This is a genomic window from Zavarzinella formosa DSM 19928 (assembly GCF_000255705.1).
Classification (GTDB): Bacteria; Planctomycetota; Planctomycetia; order Gemmatales; family Gemmataceae; genus Zavarzinella; species Zavarzinella formosa.
Genome location: NZ_JH636446.1, coordinates 101,731 through 123,647 on the forward strand (window position 1 = coordinate 101,731; position 21,917 = coordinate 123,647).

At 58.8% G+C, this 21,917-nt stretch carries 16 protein-coding genes and 1 pseudogene; 9 read left to right on the forward strand and 8 right to left on the reverse strand.

The window, feature by feature from the left end; all coding sequences use genetic code 11:
- Positions 1–384 (reverse strand): annotated as a pseudogene (locus BGIM_RS65130) (Crp/Fnr family transcriptional regulator); the annotation flags it as partial.
- Between the two features lie 308 nt (positions 385–692).
- On the opposite strand from BGIM_RS65130, the gene BGIM_RS0134875 reads away from it, so the two are divergent.
- Together BGIM_RS0134875 and BGIM_RS0134880 are read left to right on the forward strand one after the other, a co-directional pair.
- Positions 693–1,091 (forward strand): hypothetical protein, encoded by a 399-nt coding sequence (locus BGIM_RS0134875; protein ID WP_157369654.1) that lies wholly within the window; start codon positions 693–695, stop codon positions 1,089–1,091.
- Positions 1,092–1,341: 250 nt separating this feature from the next.
- Positions 1,342–2,358 (forward strand): Gfo/Idh/MocA family protein, encoded by a 1,017-nt coding sequence (locus BGIM_RS0134880; protein WP_029631227.1) that lies wholly within the window; start codon positions 1,342–1,344, stop codon positions 2,356–2,358.
- 22 nt (positions 2,359–2,380) lie between these two features.
- On the opposite strand, the gene BGIM_RS0134885 is transcribed toward BGIM_RS0134880, so the two are convergent.
- Entirely contained in the window at positions 2,381–2,671 is a 291-nt protein-coding gene (locus BGIM_RS0134885) for a hypothetical protein (protein WP_020474294.1), read from the reverse strand.
- Between the two features lie 197 nt (positions 2,672–2,868).
- Between BGIM_RS0134885 and BGIM_RS0134890 the strand changes: the two genes are divergently transcribed.
- A complete protein-coding gene (locus tag BGIM_RS0134890) occupies positions 2,869–4,524 on the forward strand; it encodes an alkaline phosphatase D family protein (RefSeq protein WP_020474295.1) in 1,656 nt (551 codons plus the stop codon).
- 29 nt (positions 4,525–4,553) lie between these two features.
- Here BGIM_RS0134890 and BGIM_RS0134895 read toward each other — a convergent pair whose 3' ends face one another.
- From BGIM_RS0134895 to BGIM_RS0134905, 3 genes are read right to left on the reverse strand one after another with little or no spacing between them, the layout of a single operon-like run.
- Positions 4,554–5,666 carry a WD40 repeat domain-containing protein gene (locus BGIM_RS0134895; protein ID WP_020474296.1) on the reverse strand — a complete coding sequence of 371 codons (1,113 nt, stop codon included), beginning with the start codon at positions 5,664–5,666 and terminating at the stop codon, positions 4,554–4,556.
- A gap of 9 nt (positions 5,667–5,675) precedes the next feature.
- Positions 5,676–6,950 carry a DUF1501 domain-containing protein gene (locus tag BGIM_RS0134900; protein WP_020474297.1) on the reverse strand — a complete coding sequence of 425 codons (1,275 nt, stop codon included), beginning with the start codon at positions 6,948–6,950 and terminating at the stop codon, positions 5,676–5,678.
- A gap of 30 nt (positions 6,951–6,980) precedes the next feature.
- The gene (locus tag BGIM_RS0134905; RefSeq protein ID WP_020474298.1) at positions 6,981–8,615 is read right to left on the reverse strand and encodes a DUF1549 domain-containing protein; all 1,635 of its coding nucleotides are present in this window, start codon (positions 8,613–8,615) and stop codon (positions 6,981–6,983) included.
- A gap of 480 nt (positions 8,616–9,095) precedes the next feature.
- On the opposite strand from BGIM_RS0134905, the gene BGIM_RS0134915 reads away from it, so the two are divergent.
- The 6 genes from BGIM_RS0134915 to BGIM_RS0134945 all read left to right on the forward strand — a co-directional run bounded on the left by BGIM_RS0134915 (position 9,096) and on the right by BGIM_RS0134945 (position 17,978).
- The gene (locus BGIM_RS0134915) at positions 9,096–9,677 is read left to right on the forward strand and encodes a hypothetical protein (RefSeq protein ID WP_157369655.1); all 582 of its coding nucleotides are present in this window, start codon (positions 9,096–9,098) and stop codon (positions 9,675–9,677) included.
- A gap of 21 nt (positions 9,678–9,698) precedes the next feature.
- Positions 9,699–11,102, forward strand: coding sequence for an IS66 family transposase (gene tnpC / locus BGIM_RS0134920; protein ID WP_020474301.1), 1,404 nt, complete (start codon positions 9,699–9,701; stop codon positions 11,100–11,102).
- Between the two features lie 970 nt (positions 11,103–12,072).
- On the forward strand, positions 12,073–13,008 hold the full coding sequence (locus BGIM_RS0134930) for an alpha/beta hydrolase (protein WP_020474303.1): 936 nt from the start codon (positions 12,073–12,075) through the stop codon (positions 13,006–13,008).
- 56 nt (positions 13,009–13,064) lie between these two features.
- Positions 13,065–14,171: an alpha/beta fold hydrolase gene (locus tag BGIM_RS0134935; protein WP_020474304.1), complete on the forward strand. Its 1,107-nt coding sequence runs from the start codon at positions 13,065–13,067 to the stop codon at positions 14,169–14,171.
- 97 nt (positions 14,172–14,268) lie between these two features.
- Positions 14,269–16,506: a PSD1 and planctomycete cytochrome C domain-containing protein gene (locus tag BGIM_RS0134940; protein ID WP_020474305.1), complete on the forward strand. Its 2,238-nt coding sequence runs from the start codon at positions 14,269–14,271 to the stop codon at positions 16,504–16,506.
- A 53-nt stretch (positions 16,507–16,559) separates the two neighbouring features.
- Complete coding sequence (locus tag BGIM_RS0134945) at positions 16,560–17,978, forward strand: DUF1501 domain-containing protein (RefSeq protein ID WP_020474306.1); 1,419 nt, start codon at positions 16,560–16,562, stop codon at positions 17,976–17,978.
- A gap of 3 nt (positions 17,979–17,981) precedes the next feature.
- On the opposite strand, the gene BGIM_RS53960 is transcribed toward BGIM_RS0134945, so the two are convergent.
- From BGIM_RS53960 to BGIM_RS0134960, 3 genes are all read right to left on the reverse strand, one after another.
- On the reverse strand, positions 17,982–19,088 hold the full coding sequence (locus tag BGIM_RS53960) for a TerC family protein (RefSeq protein WP_020474307.1): 1,107 nt from the start codon (positions 19,086–19,088) through the stop codon (positions 17,982–17,984).
- 71 nt (positions 19,089–19,159) lie between these two features.
- Positions 19,160–19,840, reverse strand: coding sequence for an endonuclease III (gene nth, locus BGIM_RS0134955; protein WP_020474308.1), 681 nt, complete (start codon positions 19,838–19,840; stop codon positions 19,160–19,162).
- A gap of 52 nt (positions 19,841–19,892) precedes the next feature.
- The gene (locus BGIM_RS0134960) at positions 19,893–21,917 is read right to left on the reverse strand and encodes a hypothetical protein (protein WP_020474309.1); all 2,025 of its coding nucleotides are present in this window, start codon (positions 21,915–21,917) and stop codon (positions 19,893–19,895) included.

Consider the following 21,917-nt stretch of genomic DNA (forward strand, 5'->3'; position numbering starts at 1 on the left):
GTGGGCGATGATGAAAAACTTGCTCTGGTCCTCCCCCTCGACGATCAGCCGGTTGCCCAGCGACACCTCCTCGGTCTTGAACCGGGAGGCCATCTGGCCGATGATGGCGTCCGGCAGGCGGGAGAACAACGGCACCGCCCGCAGGGCCTCGGGGGCGAAAACGGCCTGCCCCGCGATCACGTCAATTCCGATGCGTTCGGCCTTCTTGAGTTCGATCTTGGTGCGGTTGACGCGATACGTCCCCCCCTCGACCTGGACCCACGGCAGCAAACTGAGCACCCAACGCGGGGTGATCGACATCATCTTCGGCGTCGTCTTCGACGTGTTCGCCAGATTCCGCGCCACCGACGTCGTCACGCTCCGCTGCAACAAACTGTCCGACATATCTTGGGCTCCTTGAGTCAAGAGGGGGAAGCCATTGCGACGCAACCAATCAGCCAGAGCTGGAATTCACAAATCGGTTCCGCTTCAGGCGAAATCGATCCAATGGCAGACATTGTTCGCTACTATTTCGATGACTATAGTAAATATTTTATGAGATTGTGTGGAACTGTGGTGCATTCTGCGATCAAATCAAACAAGAAAATCATCGTAAACAACATAAAATCAATGATTTACGAAATAATATTCGAGATGGGAATTTGAATCCACATTCAGTGACGATACCGGATGGATGTGAGTCAAACAGAGAAATGAACTCTACTGCGCTCGCCGGACAGAATCCCTCTGTCCCGAAGAAATCATGTCTTGGTTTGGGGCGGCGGCCGGACATTGGAACCGAAACCACACGCCGTTTGAAGGCGCTGCCAACCACACGGGCGTTCCCCGAGGTTGCGAGTTTCAACCACATCAACTCGAAGTCCAGCCACCTCATTCAAGCCGCCGACCTGCTGTCGAACCTGACCCTGAACGCGATCTGCCATCGCATGGGGATGACCGACGACAAGACCCGCATGAAGTACGACATGCTCTGCTCGGTCATGAGCGATGACTCCATCGCAGGCGGCTTGTTAGCCTCTTTAACCGTCACGGACGGGAAGGTGTCCTGCCAGGACGCAGAACTGTTTTCGAGCATCGAACTGGGGTCGTGAACGATCAGGGTTACCGCCCGATGACGATGAGGTTTCCGGTAACCGCGCACCCTCAAAACAGTCATGCGAGGCCGCTGTCGGGGTAACCTGCCGGCAAGTAAGATGATCGGGATGTAACCGCCGAGCGTGCCCAACCCGCCTCGAAGCCGCGCAAAGAATGGCGCAAGGAATGGCCGGTAACGGGTGGAAAACGTGGGGCCAAGGGAGCCGTGGAAAGCGGAAACCCCTGTAAAACAAGGAGAAAACGCCAATGGTGCGAATCGGATTAGTAGGGATAGGGTTCATGGGCTGGATTCACTTTCTGGCGTACCGCCGCCTGCGCGGGGCCGTGCTGGCGGGTGTGTGCAGCCGGGATGCCGGGAAACTGTCCGGGGATTGGAAAAGCATTCGCGGCAACTTTGGACCTCCCGGCGAACAGGTTGACCTCTCCGGCGTGAAGAAGTTTCGCGCGATTGAGGAAATGGCCGCCGACCCGGACATTGATCTGATTGATGTTTGCAATCCGACCCATCTGCACCCGGAAACGGCCATTGCCGCGTTGAAGGCGGGCAAGCATGTGCTGGTGGAAAAGGCCATCGCCCTGACGACGGCCGAAGCCGACGCGATGGTGGCCGCCTCCAAGGCGTCCGGCAAGTTATTGATGGTGGCCCATGTGTTGCCGTTTTTCCCGGAATTCAAGTATGCCGCCGAGGTTGTCAAGTCCGGCGCCGATGGCAAACTTCTCTCGGCCCATTTCCGACGGGTGATCTCCCGGCCGGACTGGTCGGCCGATATCGGCGATGCCGCCAAGACCGGCGGCCCGGCCGTGGACCTGCACATCCACGACACACATTTCATCGGCCTGATCGCCGGGGTGCCTGAAAGTGTGTTTGCCACCGGGGTTGTCGAGAATGGCGTCGTCCAGCATCTCACGACGAGTTACGATTATGGACCAAATGGCCCGTCAATCACTTGTTCCAGCGGCGCCCTGGCGATGAGCGGCCGACCGTTTACCCACGGCTACGAACTCTATTTGGAGAAAGCCACGCTGGTATACGAAGCGGGAAGCCCCATCACGCGCATCACGGCCGGGAAATCCGAAGTGGTGACCCTGCCCGGCGGCGGGGACGAAATCACGGCGTTCGCCGAGGAAATCCAAACGGCCGTCGATGCCGTGACCACGGGCCAGATGCCCGATTTGCTCTCGGGCCAATTGGCCCGAGATGCGCTGGTGATGTGTCAAAAAGAATGTGAATCGGTGATTAGCCGGAAGCCTGTGAAAATATGAGCACCGCCGGAATCGAGAAACCTCACACCACATCCGGCGGGCTGGCGTCTTTACCGTAGGTGCAAATCAGGTTGCTGACGAACTTGTCCACGAACGGGTCGATGGCGAGGCGTTTCAAAAAGTCGTCCCGCCAGAGCAGCACGCAACGCTTGCGATAACCGGCATGTTTGATGGCGTTGAGATGCTTGAGACCCTCGTTGTAATCTTGGAGAAACCGGGAAACCTTCTTGGTGACCAGAGGGTTATTGAGTTTCTCCAACCGTGACACGAGGATTTGTGCTGCCGGAAATGAGCCGAATGTTTCAGCCTTCATGATGAATATCCCGATCTGTCATTTTTGTTATTGTAACCGGTATTATTGGTGAAATATCCCGGTTTTTGTGACACACAACCACAGACCGGTTGATTGATGAGAGAGGTTCGCTTCTCTTCACCAAACTTTCTCTTGACCCTGAGTGGTGGGTGTTTAGCTTTGGACAGTAGCTGTCACGGCTTCACCAAAGGTGCCCCATGCTTGATCTTTCCAATCTCCGTTCCGCTATCCGATACGAGGGAGGCGTCTCCCGGCGGCTGTTCCTTGCCTACGGTTCGGCCCTCTCGGCCGTTCCACTGTTGGGCCTGCGCACATCGGCACGGGCGAAGGCCGTTTTTGCCTCGAACCCCTTCACCTTGGGCGTGGCCTCCGGAGAACCGACGGACACCGGCGTGGTGATCTGGACCCGGTTGGCTCCCAAACCTCTGGAAGAAGGGGGCGGGCTTCCGGTCGAGGCTTTCGATGTGTCTTGGGAAGTGGCGACGGATGACAAGTTCAAGGACGTGGTGAAAAAGGGCGAAACCGTCGCCACGCCGCAACTGGGGCACTCGGTTCACGTCGAAGTCGAGGGGCTGAAGCCGGATCGCTGGTACTTTTACCGCTTCCGGGCCGGGGATGCCGAAAGCGTGGTCGGCCGCACCCGCACGTTCCCAGAAGCGACCGTCAAGCCGGAGCAGTTGAAGTTTGCCTTCGCCTCCTGCCAGCATTTTGAACAGGGGTGGTACACCGCCTACGAACACATGGCGAAGGACAACCTCGACATGGTGATCCACCTCGGCGATTACATTTACGAATACGCCGGGCGGGACAAACTGGTCCGCAAGCATGTTGGCCGCAAGATCAAGTCGCTGGAAGATTACCGCATTCGGCATGCCCAATATCGCAGCGACCCGCTCTTGAACGGGATGCACGCCCTGTGTCCGTGGCTGGTGACGTGGGACGACCACGAGTTCGAGAACAACTACGCGAACGATGTCCCGGAGAAGCGTTACGTTCCCAAGACGGCCCCGAAGTCGCTGGCCGATCAAAAGGAGGCCGAGCCGGCCGTCATCGAAAAGATGGAGATTAACCCGGTTGACTTCCTTGAGCAACGGGCCAACGCTTATCAGTCCTATTACGAAATGATGCCGCTTCGCCGGAAATCGGTGCCGCACGGGCCGGACATGAAGTTGTACCGCACCGTGAGTTTCGGCCGGCTGGCGACTTTCCAAGTTCTCGACACCCGGCAATATCGTTCGGACCAACCCAACGACGACAAGGCTTCCGACCTGAACATGGAAGCCCTCAGCCCGTCCCAGACGATTCTCGGCCACAAACAAGCCGGCTGGCTCAAGGGGGCGTTGCTCGAATCGCAGGCCACTTGGAACGTGCTGGCCCAGCAAGTGATGATGGGAATGGCCGACATTGCCGCCGGCGCGGCCCACAAGTATTCGATGGACCAATGGCCCGGCTATGCCCATGAGCGGATGCGGTTGATGAAATTCATCGCCGACCGTCGGATTCCGAATCCCGTGGTGTTGAGCGGGGACATCCACTCCAACTGGGTGAATGACCTGCGAACGGACGACCGCGACATGACCCTGCCGGTGGTGGCCGCCGAATTCGTCGGCACGTCGATCACCAGCGGCGGCAACGGCGTGAAAGAGCCGAAGGGACTCGACACCCTGCTGGCCGAAAACCCCTTCGTGAAGTTCCACAATCGGCAACGGGGCTACGTCCGCTGCACCGTGACGCCGACCGCTTGGAAGAGCGATTATCAAGTGGTGGAAGAAGTGTTGAAACCGGGCGGGGCGGCCATCACCAAGGCCAGCTTTGTCGTCGAAGCCGACAAGCCGGGCGTCAAACCGGCGTGATAAGATTCCCCGGCCTGTAACCTTTAGAATCAAGGTTTCTTGGCCGGGGCCGGTGACGGAGAAACCGCCGGGGTCGGGGTCGTGGTGTAGAGGTAACTCGTGCCGTTGGCCCCGGCGAGGGCGAGGGCGGCGCCGTCTGGATGAATGGCCATGTCGCGGGCGTTGGTCGGCACGTTGACCGTGTGGGTGTTGGTGCCATCGGCCGGGTTCCAAAACCAGATGCGGCCCTGACCGCCACCGCCAGCCCCGATGATGATTCCACTTTCGTGAATGCCCACGCCCCAGCCAGTTCCTTGAAAAGCATCCTTCGGCTTAAGTTGTTTCGGCTTGCCGTCGTTCCAATCAAACAACACCACCAGCGGATTGCCGACGCCTGCGAAGGCGTTTGAAACATTGGTGATGCCGATGCAGGCCAGTTGGGTCCCGGCTGAGTTGAAAGCGATGCCGCGAATCCCGCCGATGTCAGCGCCAAAGCCGGTGTCGTACTTGTGGAGAATCTTCGCATCCAGTTCGCGGACGAGTTTGCCGGTCGTGATCTCCCAATCCCGGATGTTCCCTTTCAAATCGGCCGAGACAATTCGCTGACCATTCGGGTGGAAGGCAACGTTGTAAACGTGGGACGTGTGCCCTTCAAAAGTGCGAATCGGCCGACCGTCGGCGGTGTTCCATAGCTTCACCAGTTGATCGTTTCCGCAGGTGGCCACCATCGTGCCATCAGGTGAGACGGCCACCGCGCGTATCCAGCCGTCATGAGCTTCGACAGTCTTGATCGGTTTTGGCGTGGCGTCGGCACCGTTCCACCAAAGCAATTTGCCGTGATAATCGCCGGAGAGAAGCGTAAATACTGTCGGCTTGTGAACCGCCGCAACGCCGCGAAAGATCGCACTGGTTGGCACGTTGTCATGCGAAACAACCGGGGTGTTTTTGACGGGCACAGAAGCCAGGCCGCGGACCCAACTTTGATGGCCGATGAGGGCCGTTTTGCCGCCGGTGAGCAGATCGAAGCGTTGAATGGTGTCGTCTTCGGCGCTGGCGAACAAGTACCGGCCGGAGGGATCGAACCGGCAACCAATTAGAGGCCGGACGTGTTTGAGTTCCTTCAATACGCGCGTTTTCGTCGGGTCAATGGTTGTCGCGGGCATGGTCGGTTCTCACACCAAGAGTTCGGTGATGGCGCTCGTTTTCGGATCGGCAATCGGAATCGGCCGGCCGGCGGGATGAAAGTTCTTGGTCGGGTCGAGGCCCAACGCTCGGAAATAGGTGTGGAACAAGTGACCGCCATTGACTTCCCGATCCGTCACGGCTGTTCCGTTCGCGTTCGTCTTGCCGACGACCGCCCCGGCTTTCAACCCGCAACCGGCCATCGCCACCGACCAAGCCTTCGACCAGTGATCGCGACCGTAGCGATCATTGATGCGGGGCGTGCGGCCAAATTCGGACATCACCACCACGAGCGTCGATTCCAGCATTCCGCGGTCGGAAAGGTCATCCAGCAACATCGAGAACGGCCGGTCGAACTCGCCGAGTTGTTCGATGTGAAAATCGAAGTTTTCATGGTGCGTGTCGTAGTTGGTATGCGATACCTTGACGAATGAAACCCCTTGTTCCAGCAGTCGCCGGGCAAGCAGCATGTGCCGGCCGAAATCGTGCCGGCCGTAGCGGTCGGCGGCTTTGGGGTCTTCGCGGGAGGCGTCAAAGGCGTTGGCCTTTGCCACCACTTTCGAGGCTTGTTCAAAAGATTCGGTGTAGGCTTCTGTTTGAGCGGATCGCCGGGATTGGGCGAACTTCGCGTTCAACTTCTGGCGAAAGGCTTCCCGCTCGCGGTCGGCGTCGGTCGTCAGGATGGCGGGGCGGGGCAAGTCGGCCGGTGGCTTGCCATCCGCAAGCGTTACAGAAGCGAACTTCGGCCCCAGAAACGCCGCATCTTCCTTGTTGAATCCGCTGCCGCCGCCGGGGGTGATTTGGACGTGGCCGGGAAGTTCCGGCGTGGTGGTGTTGAGCAACTTGGCCGCGACCGCGCCGACCTCCGGATACTTCAACCCCGGTTCCGTCCGTCGGCCGGTGAGCATGATGGTGGCTCCCCGGCCGTGTTCGTCCTCGGCGGTGTTGATGCCGCGAACGAGCGTTAGCAGGTGCATTCGTTTCGCCGCGAGTGGCAGCAGTTCCGAAATGTGAACCCCCGGAACGCTGGTGGAAATCGCCCGAAACGGCCCGCCGGTGTCCGTGTTCGGCTTGGGGTCCCATGTTTCAAGCTGGCTCACCCCGCCGCTCAGAAAGATGACGAGCATCCGCTTCTGGCTGGCCGCCAGCTCACGGGCGGCGGCGGGGTTCGTCAGCCCCGCGAACCCGGCGGCCGCGCCGCCGAGGAAGAGGCGCCGGTTCACCAGATGGTCGCTCGTGTGGCAGGCGTATGGACAATGTTTCATGACTTGGCCCCGCGGTGGATCGTTATTGAATCAATGGTTGAATCGAAACTCCGCGCTGGCGAGCATCGCCCACACCACTTCGGTCAGGGTGTTGGTGCGGTTGGCGGCCGGGCGAAGAAGTTCGGCCAGTTCCCGTCGTTCGTCGTCGGCCGGCAAACGGCTGTAAACGGTGAGGAAGAGTTCTTCCGCAATCAGGCTTGGCTCGGCGAGTTTGGCGGCCCGTTCCACCAAACTCCCGGTTCGCGGGGCGATCAGGTTTCTCACATGATTGCCGTGTTTCACGAAGAGCGTTTGGTCAAGGGTCGAGGCAAAACCATCCTCCGGCTCTCCCGGTTGGGCACCATAGAGTTGCCGGAACGGGCCGAGATTCGGGGCGAGTTTCGTTTGAAGCGTTGGCTCGGTCAGAGTTTTGGCGAGTTCGTTCCGATACACGTCGGTCAACCCGGTCGCTTGCATCATCGAGTAGCCAATTTGTTCGGGAGAGAGGGGTTTGAGAATCGCCACCGCATACCGGTGTTCCGGGATGTTTTGCGATTTCGGTGATCCTTCGCTAGAGCGTTGATAGGTGCTGCTGAGGGCAATTTCGCGGAGCAGCCATTTCACGTCGTAATGATGCCCGGCGAATTCGTCGGCGAGCATCGTCATCAATTGCGGATGAGACGGCGGGTTGTTCGAGTGGTCGAAGTCGAGCGGTTGCACCAACCCCCGGCCCAGCATCATCGCCCAGAGCCGGTTTGCGGCCGTGCGGCGAAAAGCGATGTTTTCATTCGCCGTGATCGCGGCCGCCAGTTTCGACAGGCGACTATAAGCGGGCACCGGCTTGACGTTCTTCGCCGGGGCCATTGTATATTCCTTCCCCTTCTCCAGTTTCGGGTCGCCAATTGGCTTCCAACCCGGCACGGCCGGGGGCGTGGATTTCTGGGCCTTTTTCGGATCGAAGACGCTGATAAAGCTGACTTCTCCCTCGGCTTTCTCGGCGATGACTGCCTTCGCATCCTTCGCATCCGGGAACAAAAACGCCCGGTTGAAGAAGGCTTGGATGCCGTAGAAATGTTCCTGATGGTAATCGTCCACCAGCGGATGATCGTGGCATTGGGCGCATTGCAAATTTTGGCCCAAGAACAGCCGCGAAATGTCCCGTGTGACGATGGTGGGTTCGAGATCCCGTTCAAGGAAGAACTTCGCGGCCGCGCGGGTCTTCGGGTCGGCGCCGTCGTTCGAGAGAATTTCGCGGACGAGTTGATCGTAAGGCTTGTTTGCGGCAAATGACGTTCGCAGAAACTCTTCCCAAGCGGCGCCGGGAACCTTCGCATCGCGTCGACGATCCATCAGCATCACGTCGAAATATTCCTGCATCCGGCGGGCGTATTCCGGGCTGGCCAAGAGTTTGTCGATCAGTTTCGTTCGCTTGTCGGACGACTTGTCGGCCAGAAAGGCCCGTGTCTCGGCGGCGGGTGGAATGCGGCCGGTGAGATCAAGGGTGATCCGTCTCAGGAACTCGGCATCCCCGGCCAGCGGGGCGGCCAGTTGATCGTAATTCGCCAGTCCGGCGGCAATTTTTTGGTCGATGCGTTGATGCAGCGATTCTTCCGCGCACACCGGGGCGACAAAAAGGGCGAGACACGCATTAAAAGCCGCCAGAAGGCGACACCGGAGGGAGCCCATGTGGATGGTCCCGAAGTCTGACGAAGGAAGGAGAAGCCGGACGAACCCAGACTGTTTGACCGGCGAAGGCAGGCAATAGATGATTGGTATCGTCGCGTGCCCGCAAGAACTTGTCAAGCAGAAATTGGCTTGAGCACGCCATCGGTGATTGGGAACCTGTGAGCGATTCGGTATGACTCAATTGTGGGAAGGGGCTTATTCCAATATCGGGAGGTGAGATTTGAAGATCGCCGTGTCGGCACCTGTCTTTTCATGACTGGCCCCCTTTCCGGTCGCTTTCCGTGGCGGCAGGCGAGCCATCAGTGTCCGGGCATGCGCGGCAGTCCATCACAACCTGACGGAGCCTTTGTAACGGCGAGGGAACTTCGCGACGGGGATTGAGAGGCATCCTTGTCCACTATTGACGGATTGATAATAGAATCGATTCCGTTTCATGCTCGGAATCGGCAAAATGACAATTCGACGAGGGGAGAGCATCTTTTGGCGGTAACCGTCGAGTTCGTCAATGTCATTGTGCGGAAGCCCGCAGTGGAGGCGAGATTCCGCGGTGGACTCGATGGTTTCGCACGCCAAGACCTGAGCAATCTCACCGAGGACGACCATCTGTTACGTGTCAGCTTTATGAGCACTGCCGAGGCGTGGGGCTTTGTCTCGGAACTGGAAGCGGGCGGCCTGCGCTATCTCGATGCGGTGGCCGATTCTGATCTCGCGGTGGTTGGGTGGGACAAAAGCCTTTCACCGCCTTGGCTGACTGCGGGGATTGTCTCCGGACACTTGGCTTGCTGGGCAAGCGACTATCCGCCCGGCGAACTGGCTTGGCCGGAGCCTGGCTTCCTTCTGTGTTGTTCTTGGGTTGTGTACGATTCGCTGGCCAATGTGTTTAAACAATGCGGGGCCGACATATATGAGACGGCGGGCGGGGCAGAACCTGACACCCTTATCAAGTTGCGCTGCGTTCGCGGGGATGCCGAGATAATGATTGATGTCGTCGGAGAGCGAGAAGGCGATTCTCCTGTCACATTGTTGGTAGGGGTTCACGACCCGAGGTTTCGTTTTCCGTGAACCTATGGTAGCGTATGGCGCATGGACGTGCCGAAGCTGACTCCGGAGATGATGGCGGCGTGGCCGCCGGAGGCGGTCGTTTTCATTCAACTGTTGCTGGCGAAGATCGCGGACCTTGAGGAGAAGCTGAACAAGAACTCGCACAATTCCTCGAAGCCGCCGTCGAGCGACGGGCCGGCCGTCAAGCCGGCTCCCCCGAAACCGGCCTCCGGAAAGAAACCGGGCGGCCAGCCGGGGCATCCGAAACAATCCCGGACGCTGATCCCGGCCGCCCAATGCCATCGCGTGATCCCCTGTTTCCCCGCCGCCTGCCGCCACTGCTCGAAGCCGCTGACGGGAAACGATCCGAACCCGTTGCGATTTCAAGTGACCGAACTGCCGCCGGTGAAGCCCAATGTCACGGAATATCAACGCCACCGGCTCGATTGTTCCTGCGGGTTTTCGACCTGCGGCCCGTTGCCGGCCGGGGTGACCGGCCAGGACGGGCCGCGGTTGCGTGGCTGCGCGGTGTTGCTGACCGGACGGTATCGGCTGAGCAAGGAGAACGCGGCGAACTTGATGGGCGACCTGTTCGGGGTGTCGCTGTCGGCCGGCCAGGTCTGTTCCATTGAGGCCGGGGCGGGCCGGGTGTTGCAGCCGGTCGCCGACGAGATTCTCCGGGCCGCCCGCCAGTCGGCGTCGAACATTGACGAGACGTCGATGGGCAAGGGCCGCTGGCTGTGGGTGATGGTCACGGCCGTCGGCACGGCCTTCCAGATCGTCTCCGGCCGGAACCGCGAAGAATTGTTGAAATTGATCGGCGAGACGTATGTCCGCGTCCTGACCAGCGACCGGCACAGCCTCTATTCCCGGGTGCCGCCCGGCGACCATCAATACTGTTGGGCTCATTTGCGGCGGGATTTTCAGGCAATGAGCGACCGGAACAACGACGGGTCAGTCATCGGCCGGGAGTTGTTGAAGTTGTCGGACGAGTTGTTCGACTTGTGGAAGCGGGTGCGGGACGGGAAGCTGACCAAGTCCGCCTTCGCCTCGAAGATGTCCCGCCGGGGCGTGTTCCGCACCCGCTTCAACGCCGCGTTGGAACGGGGCGTGGCGAGCGGCTGCGCCAAGACGAGCGGCACATGCGCCCGACTCGCGGAGCAGGAGGTCTCGTTGTTCCGCTTCGCCTTCAACGACGGGGTGGAACCGACCAACAACGCCGCCGAGCGGGCGATCCGTCACGGCGTCATCTGGCGCAAGCAAAGCCACGGTCCGAAGAGCGAGTCCGGGGCGAAATACCTGGCCAACATCTGGAGCGTCGTGGAGACCTGCCGTCAGCAGGGTCGAAAGGCTTGGGACTTCCTCGCCGACTGCTTCGACGCCGCCCAAGCCGGGCGTCCGTTGCCGAGACTGGTCGCCTTGGAACCACGGACTCAAGCGGCCTGAATTAATGGGTCGTGAACTGTTACCATTGTTGGGCCGCCGTCAATTCGCGAGGCGAAAGCAGTTTTCTGCGGATGTTGCCCTGATCCATGACTTGGTAGCGGTCCTTGAGCAAGAAGGTGCCGAGTGACGGCCACGAAAATGATCGTTTCAGCGGCGAGGCATGCGAAGGTGTTCGAACCGGATGCCGCAGGCGACCATCACAAGGAATAATGCCAAATTGCACTGATTATTTGCCAAGGTGGAGTCGGAAGGAGTCTTCCAGACTGTGACCTTTCGTCAGTAATCAATGCGATTCGGTATCACACATGTGGTGGAATAGATAGCCGCGTCGGCATATTCGCCGACGCGGCCAGACTCACGTTATGATTGGCCGAGGGAATCGGCACACGCCGGACACATGCAACTTTCCCGAACGATCTGCTTCCCTCGCCCGCCGGGGTCGTCGTGGTGATGCCTCCGGGATTTTTTGCTGGAGGGGGTTTTCGGAGGCAGGACGACGACATTGGCCTTGGACCGGAACGGATACTCACGGTCCCGTCGTTCCAAGACGACACGGCGTGAGGGGGTGCCCGCAGGCATCACCCGATGACACTTCTGGCAACGATACATGAGATTGAGCCGTGAGGTGCCTCCGGGGTGGCTCAGTTCCCGAGAGGTTTGTAACCCCCATAATGGGGGTGAGTCAGCCAAACGCCCCGTCTCGACGCGAGAACGGGACAAACACACTCCGAACAGGAGTGAACGGGGTCAGCCCCAAGCGATGCGGTTAGCATCGGCCGGGTGATTGAAGTTAGAAACAGGCTGGCAAGGAGTGGCCGGGAACATCGGCCATTCATCAAGAGGGATCATGAACGTGAGCCGCTGAGTGTTGGTTTGGGTGGCTCATGGCCAAACCGGTTTGAGTCCCGAGGGACTGTTGTTGAATAGAATCGTAACCACCCGATGGCGATTGACAAGGGGACTTGGCGAAATGGAATCCGCGACGACCACTCCCGTCCCCAAGCGAACATGGCGAAACCGCCTCGGCCGGTTGCTGGCTCTTACCGGGTTCGGCATCGTTGCTTGGTTGATCGTTTCTTATCTTGCGGTCCGTCAACTCACCCGGCGGGTTGCGTCAATCCGAGAGGAGCCTGTTCCTTCAATCGCCTGGGGCAAGATTGAGCCATTGCGGCTTACCTCCAAAGACGGCCAGGAACTTGGGGCGTGGTACTTCGAGGGACGCGCCGACCGGCCGTTGGTCCTGATCCTTCATGGCAATGGGGGAAATCGGTCCATTTGCCTGCCGGAGGCGGAATATATTGCAAAAACGGGAAGCCCGGTCCTGATGATTTCTTTCCGGGCGCACGGGGATTCCACCGGTGAATTGAACGACTTCGGATACGGCGGGCGGCACGACGTGATCGCGGCCGTCGAATGGCTTCACGAGCGGCATCCCGGCCGACCCGTTGTGATTTGGGGCCGGTCGATGGGATCGGCGGCCGCTCTGTTCGCGGCGGGAGACTTGGGCGACCAAGTGAGCGGCTTCATCTTGGAATGCCCATATCAAGATCTTCATATCGCGACGAGAAACCGCACCCGAAGAGTTCTCCCGCCGGGCTTGGAGTATGTCGCTTACGCGGGGCTGTCAACCGTCGCCCCGTTGGTGTTACCGCACACGGACGACATTTCTCCGTTGAAGGCCGCCGCCAATGTTTCCAAGTCGGCCCGTGTGTTGGTGATGGCCGGCGGCGCGGATAACCGGGCGACGCCGGAAGAGGCCAGGGCGATTGCCAACGCCATCGGAGAAAATGCGGAACTCGTTGTTGTCGATCAGGCCGGCCATATGGGCGTGAGGTTCGTAGACCCCGAAACATTCCAACGAACCGTCTTCGGACTTCTGGATCAATGCTCGCCACCCAAGAAATGAATGCGGCTAGGTGGAGACGTGACTTCGCCGACCAATCATCCCAACGGGGCCATCGAATGACTGTCCGTCTGTTGCTGGTAATGTTGATCGGATCGGCCGGGGTGAACGCGGCAGACCCGAGTGAAAAATTGGCTCCGTATTTCAAGCCTCCGGCCAAGTATGCGACTGATCTCGGCGATTACCGTTCCCCGCTGACCTTCGACGACGGCACGCTGGTTCGCACGGCCGAAGATTGGGCGAAGCGACGAGCCGAGATCAAGAAGTATTGGCACGGGCTGATGGGAGAATGGCCGGCCCTGATCGAGAAGCCCAAGATCGAGTATTTGGAGAAGGTTCGCCGCGAGGGGATCACCCAACATCATGTCAAAATTGAAACGGCCCCCGGCCGGTTGACGGAGGATGCGTTTCTGCTTGTCCCCGATGGTGCCGGGCCGTTTCCCGCCGTGCTGGTCGTCTTCTACGAGGCAAAGACCGCCATCGGCCTCGGCAAGTCAACCCATCGTGATTTTGCCTTGCAACTCGCCAAACGCGGCTTTGTGACACTGTCTTTGGGTGGCAGCCCGACCACGTTTTACCCGACCAAGGAAACATGCAAGATTCAACCGCTCTCTTTTCATGCGTATGAGGCCGCCAACTGCGCCAGTCTGCTGGCGAATCTGCCAATGGTTGACCCCAAACGAATCGGCGTGACCGGCCACTCCTATGGAGGCAAATGGGCTTTGTTCGCCGCCTGCCTGCATGAGTCATTTGCCTGCGCGGCTTGGTCGGACCCCGGCATTGTGTTCGACGAGAAGCGAAGCAATGTCAACTATTGGGAACCGTGGTATCTCGGCTTCGAGCCGGGGAAAGACCGCAAGCCCGGCTTGCCGACGAACGAAAACCCCCGCATGGGACCTTACAAGAAGATGATGGCCGACAACCGGGACTTGCATGAACTCCACGCCCTGATGGCCCCGCGGCCGTTTCTGGTGTCCGGCGGTGCCGAAGACCCGCCTGAGCGGTGGAAGGCTCTCAACCACGCGGTGGCGGTCAATAAATTGCTCGGGGCCGAGAACCGGGTCGGCATGACCAACCGTCCGACCCACGACCCGACCGACGAGTCCAACGATCTGCTATGTCAGTTCTTTGAGTCCTTCCTGAAGCCCGCCACTCCTCCGAAATGAAAATATGTTCGGGAAGGTGTATCAATAAACGGGGACTTCCCCGGATATTGTTTCCCGCCGCCGGACATCATCGAAATCTTCCCGAATCGAGCCGGACATGATTCATCTTGTTTCAATGTTTCTCTTTTCCCCACTTATTCCCGCTGCCGGGCATGTCGATTTTGAAACGCAAATCCGTCCGTTGTTTCAAGAACAATGCGTGAGCTGTCACGGGCCGACGAAGCAAAAAAACGGCTTGCGGCTTGATTCAAAGAGCGCGGCCTTCAAGGGGGGAGACAATGGGATTGCACTGGCGCCGAAAAAGAGCTCCGAGAGCGAATTGTTTCGCCGGGTGACACACCCGGATGCTGGCAAACGAATGCCACCCGGCAAAAACTCACTCACGCCCGCGCAGATCGAATTGTTGAAACGATGGATCGATGCCGGGGCCGACTGGCCGGAAACCAAGGCGGACCGCGAGGCCGCCCGAGACAAACGACTCGACCATTGGGCCTGGCAACCTGTGGTGAAAGTCCCGGTCCCGAATGTCAGCGACCCGGCGATTGGCAACGACATTGATCGGTTCATCCTGGCGAAACTACGGGAGAAGGGGCTGACGCTCGCCGCCGAAGCCGACCGACGAACGCTCATCCGGCGGCTCTCTTATGATTTGACGGGGCTGCCTCCCTCTCCCGAGGCGGTGCAAGCGTTTCTTTCCGAAGCCGACCCGAAGGCATATGAGAAACTCGTTGATCGATTCCTCGCCTCCCCGCAGTACGGCGAGCGTTGGGCCAGACACTGGCTCGATATCGCCCACTATGCCGACACGCATGGCTTTGAACGCGATCAGCGGCGAGACCATGCCTGGCGATACCGAGATTGGGTCATCAAGGCGTTGAATCAGGATCAACCTTATGATGCCTTTTTGCGGGATCAAATTGCCGGAGATGTGATCCACCCGAATAGTCCCGACGGATTGACCGCGACGGGCTTTCTGGCGGCCGGGCCGTGGGATTTCGTCGGTCAGGCCGAGACGCCGAGTTTGGTCTTGAAGCGTCTCGCCCGAGCCGATGATCTCGATGACATGGTGACACAGGTTCTCACGGCCGCTTGCGGAGTGACGATCAACTGCGCCCGCTGTCACGACCACAAACTCGACCCCATTTCTCAGAAAGAATATTACCAATTGTTGTCGGTCTTCGCCGGGGTGAAACGGGGCAACCGGGCGTTGTCCACCCAAGAGGAGAAGGAGTACAACGCGAAGCGGGCGCCGCTTGAAAAGCGGCTGGCCGAGATCAAAGCGAAGCCGGAATTGAAGGACGAACGCGACACCTTGCAGAAACAACTGGCGGCAATCCCGGAGCCGGCGAGGGTTTATGGCATTCTGAGCGAGACGCCCCCGGAGGTGAAACGACTGCACCGAGGCAACACGGAAGACCCAAAAGAAACAGTCTCGCCGGGAGCGATTGCGTGCGTGTCCAAGTTTAAACCGGAATTTGGAAACACCAGCCTTGGAGATGGCGAACGACGGCTGGCCTTTGCCAATTGGGTGACCCATCCGGACAATCCGCTGACCGGGCGGGTGATTGTCAATCGTCTCTGGCATCATCATTTCGGCGCCGGCCTGGTGGACACCCCGAGTGATTTCGGTCTGGGGGGCGGGTTGCCGTCGCATCCGGAGTTGCTGGACTGGCTGGCCGAAAAGCTGCGGGAAGAGAAATGGTCCTTGAAGGCCATGCACAGGCATATTTGTCTGAGCCGGGCGTATCGCCAAACATCGATCGCCAAGGGAGGCGAAAAGATCGACGGGAATAACCGCCTGCTTTGGAGGCAAAACACGCGCCGGGTCGATGCCGAATCGCTTCGGGACGGCGTGTTAAGCATCAGCGGCAAACTGAATCCGGTGATGGGCGGGCCGGGTTATCGGGATTTTGAATACAAGGAAGAATACGCCCCGGTTTACACCTATGTCACCGCCGACCGAAGCGAACTATGGCGACGAAGTATTTACCGTTTTGTGGTCCGCACGACTCCCCAACAGTTCCTGACAACGCTGGATTGTCCGAATCCCGCGAATCTTTCCCCCGCCCGCACGGTGACAACCACCGCCCTGCAATCCTTGGCCATGCTCAACGATGAATTCATGTTGAAGCAGGCTGGCTATCTTGCCGCGCGATTGGAGAAAGAAGCCGGATCAAGCCGCGAGAAACAGATTCGCCTGGCTTTTGAGCTGGCCCTTGGCCGGCCTCCCGCTGCTGCGGAATTGAAAGGGGCTGAATCTCTGGCGGCCAAACACGGACTGGCGCAATTCTGTCGGTTCCTGCTCAATGCAAACGAATTCGTGACGATTGATTGAGTCTCGCGGCCACACATGGTTTCGCCCGAAACGATGAATGAACGAGGTTTCTCATGACCATTTCCAACCGCCGCGATTTTCTTTCCCATGTGGGCAGCGGTTTCGGGGCGATGGCCTTCGCCTCGCTGTTGCACTCGGAATCCCAAGGCGCCGAAAAAGCCAGGACGCATCACCCGGCGAAGGCCGCTTCGGTGATTCAGATTTTTTGTCCCGGCGGGATGAGCCAGGTTGACACCTTCGACTATCGGCCGGAACTTGAAAAGGCCGATGGCAAGACGTTTGACACCGAACTCGGCAAGCAGACCTTCGCGGGCTACGCCGGGAACTACGGCAAGAGTTTTTGGAAGTTCAAGCAACACGGCCAGTCGGGACGATGGATAAGCGATCTCTTCCCCAAGCTCTCGAAGCATGTGGATGAGATGGCGTTTATTTACTCCATGCAGAACAAGTCAGCCCTGCATGGCCCGGCCATGTTCATGATGAACAGCGGCTTCATCCGGCCGGGTTTCCCGAGCATGGGCGCCTGGGTGAATTACGGATTGGGAAGCATGAACGAGAATTTGCCATCGTTCGTGGTGTTGCCGGATGTGCGCGGCCTGCCTCCCGGTGGCATCATCAACTGGGGCGCCGGTTTCCTCCCGGCCGTGCATCAGGGGACGGTGCTGGAAACCGCGAGCGGCAAAGACCCGATTGCCAATCTTTTTCCAACGATCAAGGCATCTGCCGAGGCTGAGAAAGACGGGCGGGAGTTTCTTCAATCGCTCAACCGCCGGCACGCGGAATCGCGGACCGGGGACACTCTGCTCGAAGCCCGGATCGCCAATTACGAACTGGCCGCGAAGTTGCAATTGAGCGCGCCTGAAACCGTGGATTTGAGCCGGGAATCAAAATTAGTTCACGAGCTTTATCAACTCACCGATGAGGATATTGGCCCGTTCGGCCGACAATGTTTGCTCGCCCGGAGGTTGGTGGAACGAAAGGTTCGGTTCGTGCAAATCTTCTGCGGAGCGGAGAACACCAATTCAAAGAAGATTCGGCCAAACTGGGATTCGCACGAGGACATCGTTCGCGATCATGGCTACTGGGGCCGCATTCTCGACACGGGAGCCAGTGCCTTGTTGAGCGACCTCAAGCGAACCGGCCTCCTCGACTCCACACTGGTGATTTGCACGACGGAATTTGGCCGTCAGCCCTTCATGCAGGGGAAACAAAAGGGCCGGGATCACAACCCCGGCGTGTTTACTTCCTGGCTCGCCGGCGGCGGGATCAAAGGAGGCGTCGGCTACGGTTCCAGCGATGAATTCGGATTCAAGGCCGCCGAGAAGCCGAGTTACAGTTATGATCTTCATGCCACCGCCCTGCATTTGCTGGGGTTGGATCATGAGAAACTGACCTTCTACCAAAACGGGATTCCGCGACGTCTGACAGATGTTCACGGGCATGTGATCCGTGAGATTCTGCGGGAAGCATGAACATCAGTATTTCACGGCCGCCTGTTTTCGGGAGATCCGCAGGTTAACCATTTCCACGGCCACGCCGAAGGCCATCGCGAAATAGATATACCCTTTGTCGATGTGCTGACCCAAACTCTCGGCCACCAGCATCACGCCGATGAGGATAAGGAACGCCAACGCCAGCACTTTGATGGTCGGATGTTTTTCCACGAATTCGCTGATCGTTCCGGCGAAGAGCATCATCACCAGCATGGCGATAATCATGGCGGTAATCATCACCCACAACTCTTCCACCATGCCAACGGCCGTGATGACCGAGTCCAGCGAGAAGACGATGTCCAGAATGGCGATTTGAATCAGCACCCCGCCAAAGGACACATTGGACGTGGCTTGCTTCTTTTCGGTTTCCTCGTCGGCTTCCAACTTGGAGTGCATCTCGTGGACGCTTTTGCCGATCAAGAACATTCCGCCAACCAGCAGAATCAAATCCCGAAGGGAGACCTCGCGGGCTTCCAAATCATGGAAAAATGGCAGGTCGGGGATGGTGAACACCGGCTTGGTCAATCCAAGCAGGAAGGACAACGAAGCCAGCAGCAACAACCGGGTTCCCAACGCGGCCACCAGCCCGAGCCGGCGGGCTCGCGGTTGCTGTTTCTCAGGCAATTTCTCGGCGACGATGGCCAGGAAGATGATGTTGTCGATCCCGAGAACAATCTCCATCGCCGCCAGTGTAAACAACCCGATGATCAAGGCGACCAACCCCGGCTTGGCCGTGTTGATTGCCTTGATTTCCCGTAGTTCCTTGACGACGATGGTCTCCGTCTTGTCGCCAATTTGAAAGTCGAGCGTCGGCTGAAGCAGCTTGCCGCGAATGGTTTCCTTGTCCTTCAATTCCACCACATCAACGCTGGCGGGTTCTTCCGCCGTGGCGAAGGTCAGTCGTTTGATGAACGTCGTTTCGATTTCCTGACTGCCGATGGGCGTCTTCAACCGGATGGCGGGTGTCACCAAGGCCGCGTCCATTGCCCCGCCGTCCACTCTCTCGACATGGAATGGCTTGGGGGGTTCGTCAGCGGCCATCAAGGCCAGGGCGATGAAACCGGCGAAAAGGGTCGCGCGAAGAAGCATGTCACATCCATGAGGGGTTGGTGTCTGGTGTCTAGTTTGGGATTTCCGGCTGACCGGGCCAACTCGAACTTTTAGGACGTTGCGCCTTCTTTGTCGTTCACGCCGATCTTCGGACAAAACCCCTCCATCGTACAGGCGGCACAATTGGGATTGCGAGAGTGGCAAACCTGACGGCCGTGGAAGATCATGCGGTGGGAAAATGTCGTCCATTCAGGCTGCGGGATGACGGCCATCAGATCGAGTTCCACCTTGACCGGATCATCGTTTTCCGTCAGCCCCAACCGGCGGCTGAGACGGCCGACGTGGGTGTCCACCGTGATGCCGGGGATGTCGAAGCAATCCCCCAAGACGACGTTGGCCGTTTTTCGGCCGACGCCGGGAAGCAGCACCAATTCATCAAGCGTCTGCGGGACTTCGCCGCCATGCCGCTCCACGATCAACCGGCAACACTCTCGGATATTCTTCGCCTTGTTGCGGAAGAATCCGGTGGACGCGATGTATCCCTCCAGTTCGGCCGGATCGGCCTCGGCATAATCCTTGGCGTGGGGATACTTGGCAAACAGGGCCGGCGTGACCAGATTGACGCGGGCATCGGTGCATTGGGCCGAGAGAATGGTCGCCACCAGCAATTGCAACGGCCCGTCGTGATTCAACGCACAAAACGCATCAGGATAGAGTTTCGCCAACTCAGCCCGAATCCGGGTGGCCCGGCGTTTGACGGCAGCGGCAGGCTTGGGAAGATCAGCGGGCATTGGGTTCCTCTTTCACCCTTTTTTGTATACAGAGGTCCGATTCACTGGTTGTTCAAGGTTCGGCAATCAACATGGCGGGCATCGCGTGAAGTTGGGCCGAGCCTCGGAACGTGATGCGGGTTTGTCGGAAGAACATGAACCGCAGATTGGGCAGGCGTTTCAACGCGGGAACGCAATTGTCGCTGATAGTTGTTTCGTCGGCGTCAACGAACACAAGGTCGTCGCCGGATGCCAGGAGGGCGAGGCCGTCGTCGGTGACGGGCGACTTGGCGATCCGGACCATGTGGAGCTTCACGCCCCGGAACGGTTCCAAGTCGGCATCCGTCAGTGATGATTCCCGAAGATCGAGGCCCACTTTGGGAAGGGTGGCCAGCAGTCGGTTGATTTCTTCGCCGTGGGCGGCCAGCAGTTTGTTGTCCGTCATGCGGATGTTGACGAAGTTCTCCAAGACGATGTGCCGATTGTGCCCGTAACTGCCCATGAACACCGCGTCCACTCCCAATTCCTTTAATTGGGCCACGGTTCGGCGGATGCCGTAATCACGCACTGCCACCGAACCGAGCAAACTCGCCGCCACCAAGCCGATCAGGGCGAGTGTCAGCAATTGCGGGCGGCTCATTCTCAGGGCATCGGCTGCTTCTTTTCCGGGGCGGCCCTTTGGGTTTCCACGTGAATATCTCATCCGCAAGGCGGCCGCCAACGCGGAGCCCATCGGGGCCAGTGTTTGCCGGGCCACGGCCGCTAGCGGTTCCCATTTTTCGGTTTCGATCACCAAAATGTCTTCTTCGGGCAACAACAGATGAAGGCCCGCCTTGTAACCATCCGGCGGTTTGGCCGGGGTGTTGTCCTCGGCGTCGGCGAAGCTTTCGCCATGAGTCTTTTCGGCCAGCAACAATTCTTGCACGGCGGCGAAAGGCCAGTGCCGCAGTGTTGACCCGTATCGCAGGGTGAGGCGATTCCGAGACCAGTCGAAAATCACTTCGCGGACTTTCAGGTTGTTCCACAGCAAAAAGCCAATTGCACAACCCGTCAACAGCACCGTGAACCCTGCCACGATCTGCCGGTGGGTTTCTTCCAACCCGAAGAAACTGCGAAGGATGTTGAAGACAAACGCCCGGCCGAGCAAACCGGCGGGAACCAGCGCAATGACGAGAACCAGCGCGTACACAAACCAAGGCGCCCTTGGCCGAATAATGCGCACCAGTTCGCCGGGCCGCCACGTGTCGATGCGGACAATGTCCAACGTCTTCTCGACTGTTGGCAAATCCACCGGCCCAGAGGCACGAACAGTGTCCTCGACACGCGGTTTGCGGATTGGTTCAACGGTGATGGAAGCGTGCGGATCGGGAATTGGCCGAAAATCCGTTTGCTCGCTTGTTTCGTCTTCCTCATCGTCGTTGGGTTCGTCGGTCCCTGCATAGTCGGAGTGTTTTCTCCAGACTTGCAGGGAAAGTTCTCTCGCCGTGTTCGCATGAATGCGATAACCTTCCGCGTTCATCACGCGAGCGAGGGAAAAGAGTAATTGTTCGCCATCACTGCGTTGAGTCAGGTTGAGCGAAGAAAGATCATACGAAAGGTGAAGCGGTTCCCCGGCACTGATTTGTAACTTCGCCGGAAGCGGGAATTGGCCCTCGGGGCCGAAATCCAGCGAGAACCAACGAATCTTGTCGAACGGGAGAAGAACGGACTTATTTCCCCAGAAAAGCCAGCCTCGGCGCCGGGCGGTGAAACTGGCGTTGGCGGCATCCCAAGCGAATTCGTGCCAGTATCCGTTGATGAGTCCGGCGAACGAGGCCCCGTAGTACAGGAGGATCAGGCTCATGAAGGCCATGACGCCCGGCATCAGGACATCATCGCGTTTCGGCGGGGCGTTTCCCCCAAGAGCGTCGATGACGTAAAGGACCAAGTTGATCCAGAAGACCAACAAGATGGCTATCAACAGCGAGGAAATTCGCCGCAACCATTTGCCGGGTCGTTCACCACTCCACACCAGCCGGAGAAAGTGGCCGGGGATGTCATCCGCGATCATCCAGCCGGGAAGACGATTGACTGGTTCGGAAGTTTGAATCTCTGGCAT

Coding starts and splice junctions, on each gene's coding strand:
- BGIM_RS0134875 (WP_157369654.1), top strand. CDS start 693: ATGAACTCTACTGCGCTCGCCGGACAGAATCCCTCTGTCCCGAAGAAA.
- BGIM_RS0134880 (WP_029631227.1), top strand. CDS start 1,342: ATGGTGCGAATCGGATTAGTAGGGATAGGGTTCATGGGCTGGATTCAC.
- BGIM_RS0134885 (WP_020474294.1), bottom strand. CDS start 2,671: ATGAAGGCTGAAACATTCGGCTCATTTCCGGCAGCACAAATCCTCGTG.
- BGIM_RS0134890 (WP_020474295.1), top strand. CDS start 2,869: ATGCTTGATCTTTCCAATCTCCGTTCCGCTATCCGATACGAGGGAGGC.
- BGIM_RS0134895 (WP_020474296.1), bottom strand. CDS start 5,666: ATGCCCGCGACAACCATTGACCCGACGAAAACGCGCGTATTGAAGGAA.
- BGIM_RS0134900 (WP_020474297.1), bottom strand. CDS start 6,950: ATGAAACATTGTCCATACGCCTGCCACACGAGCGACCATCTGGTGAAC.
- BGIM_RS0134905 (WP_020474298.1), bottom strand. CDS start 8,615: ATGGGCTCCCTCCGGTGTCGCCTTCTGGCGGCTTTTAATGCGTGTCTC.
- tnpC (WP_020474301.1), top strand. CDS start 9,699: ATGGACGTGCCGAAGCTGACTCCGGAGATGATGGCGGCGTGGCCGCCG.
- BGIM_RS0134930 (WP_020474303.1), top strand. CDS start 12,073: ATGGAATCCGCGACGACCACTCCCGTCCCCAAGCGAACATGGCGAAAC.
- BGIM_RS0134935 (WP_020474304.1), top strand. CDS start 13,065: ATGACTGTCCGTCTGTTGCTGGTAATGTTGATCGGATCGGCCGGGGTG.
- BGIM_RS0134940 (WP_020474305.1), top strand. CDS start 14,269: ATGATTCATCTTGTTTCAATGTTTCTCTTTTCCCCACTTATTCCCGCT.
- BGIM_RS0134945 (WP_020474306.1), top strand. CDS start 16,560: ATGACCATTTCCAACCGCCGCGATTTTCTTTCCCATGTGGGCAGCGGT.
- BGIM_RS53960 (WP_020474307.1), bottom strand. CDS start 19,088: ATGCTTCTTCGCGCGACCCTTTTCGCCGGTTTCATCGCCCTGGCCTTG.
- nth (WP_020474308.1), bottom strand. CDS start 19,840: ATGCCCGCTGATCTTCCCAAGCCTGCCGCTGCCGTCAAACGCCGGGCC.
- BGIM_RS0134960 (WP_020474309.1), bottom strand. CDS start 21,917: ATGCCAGAGATTCAAACTTCCGAACCAGTCAATCGTCTTCCCGGCTGG.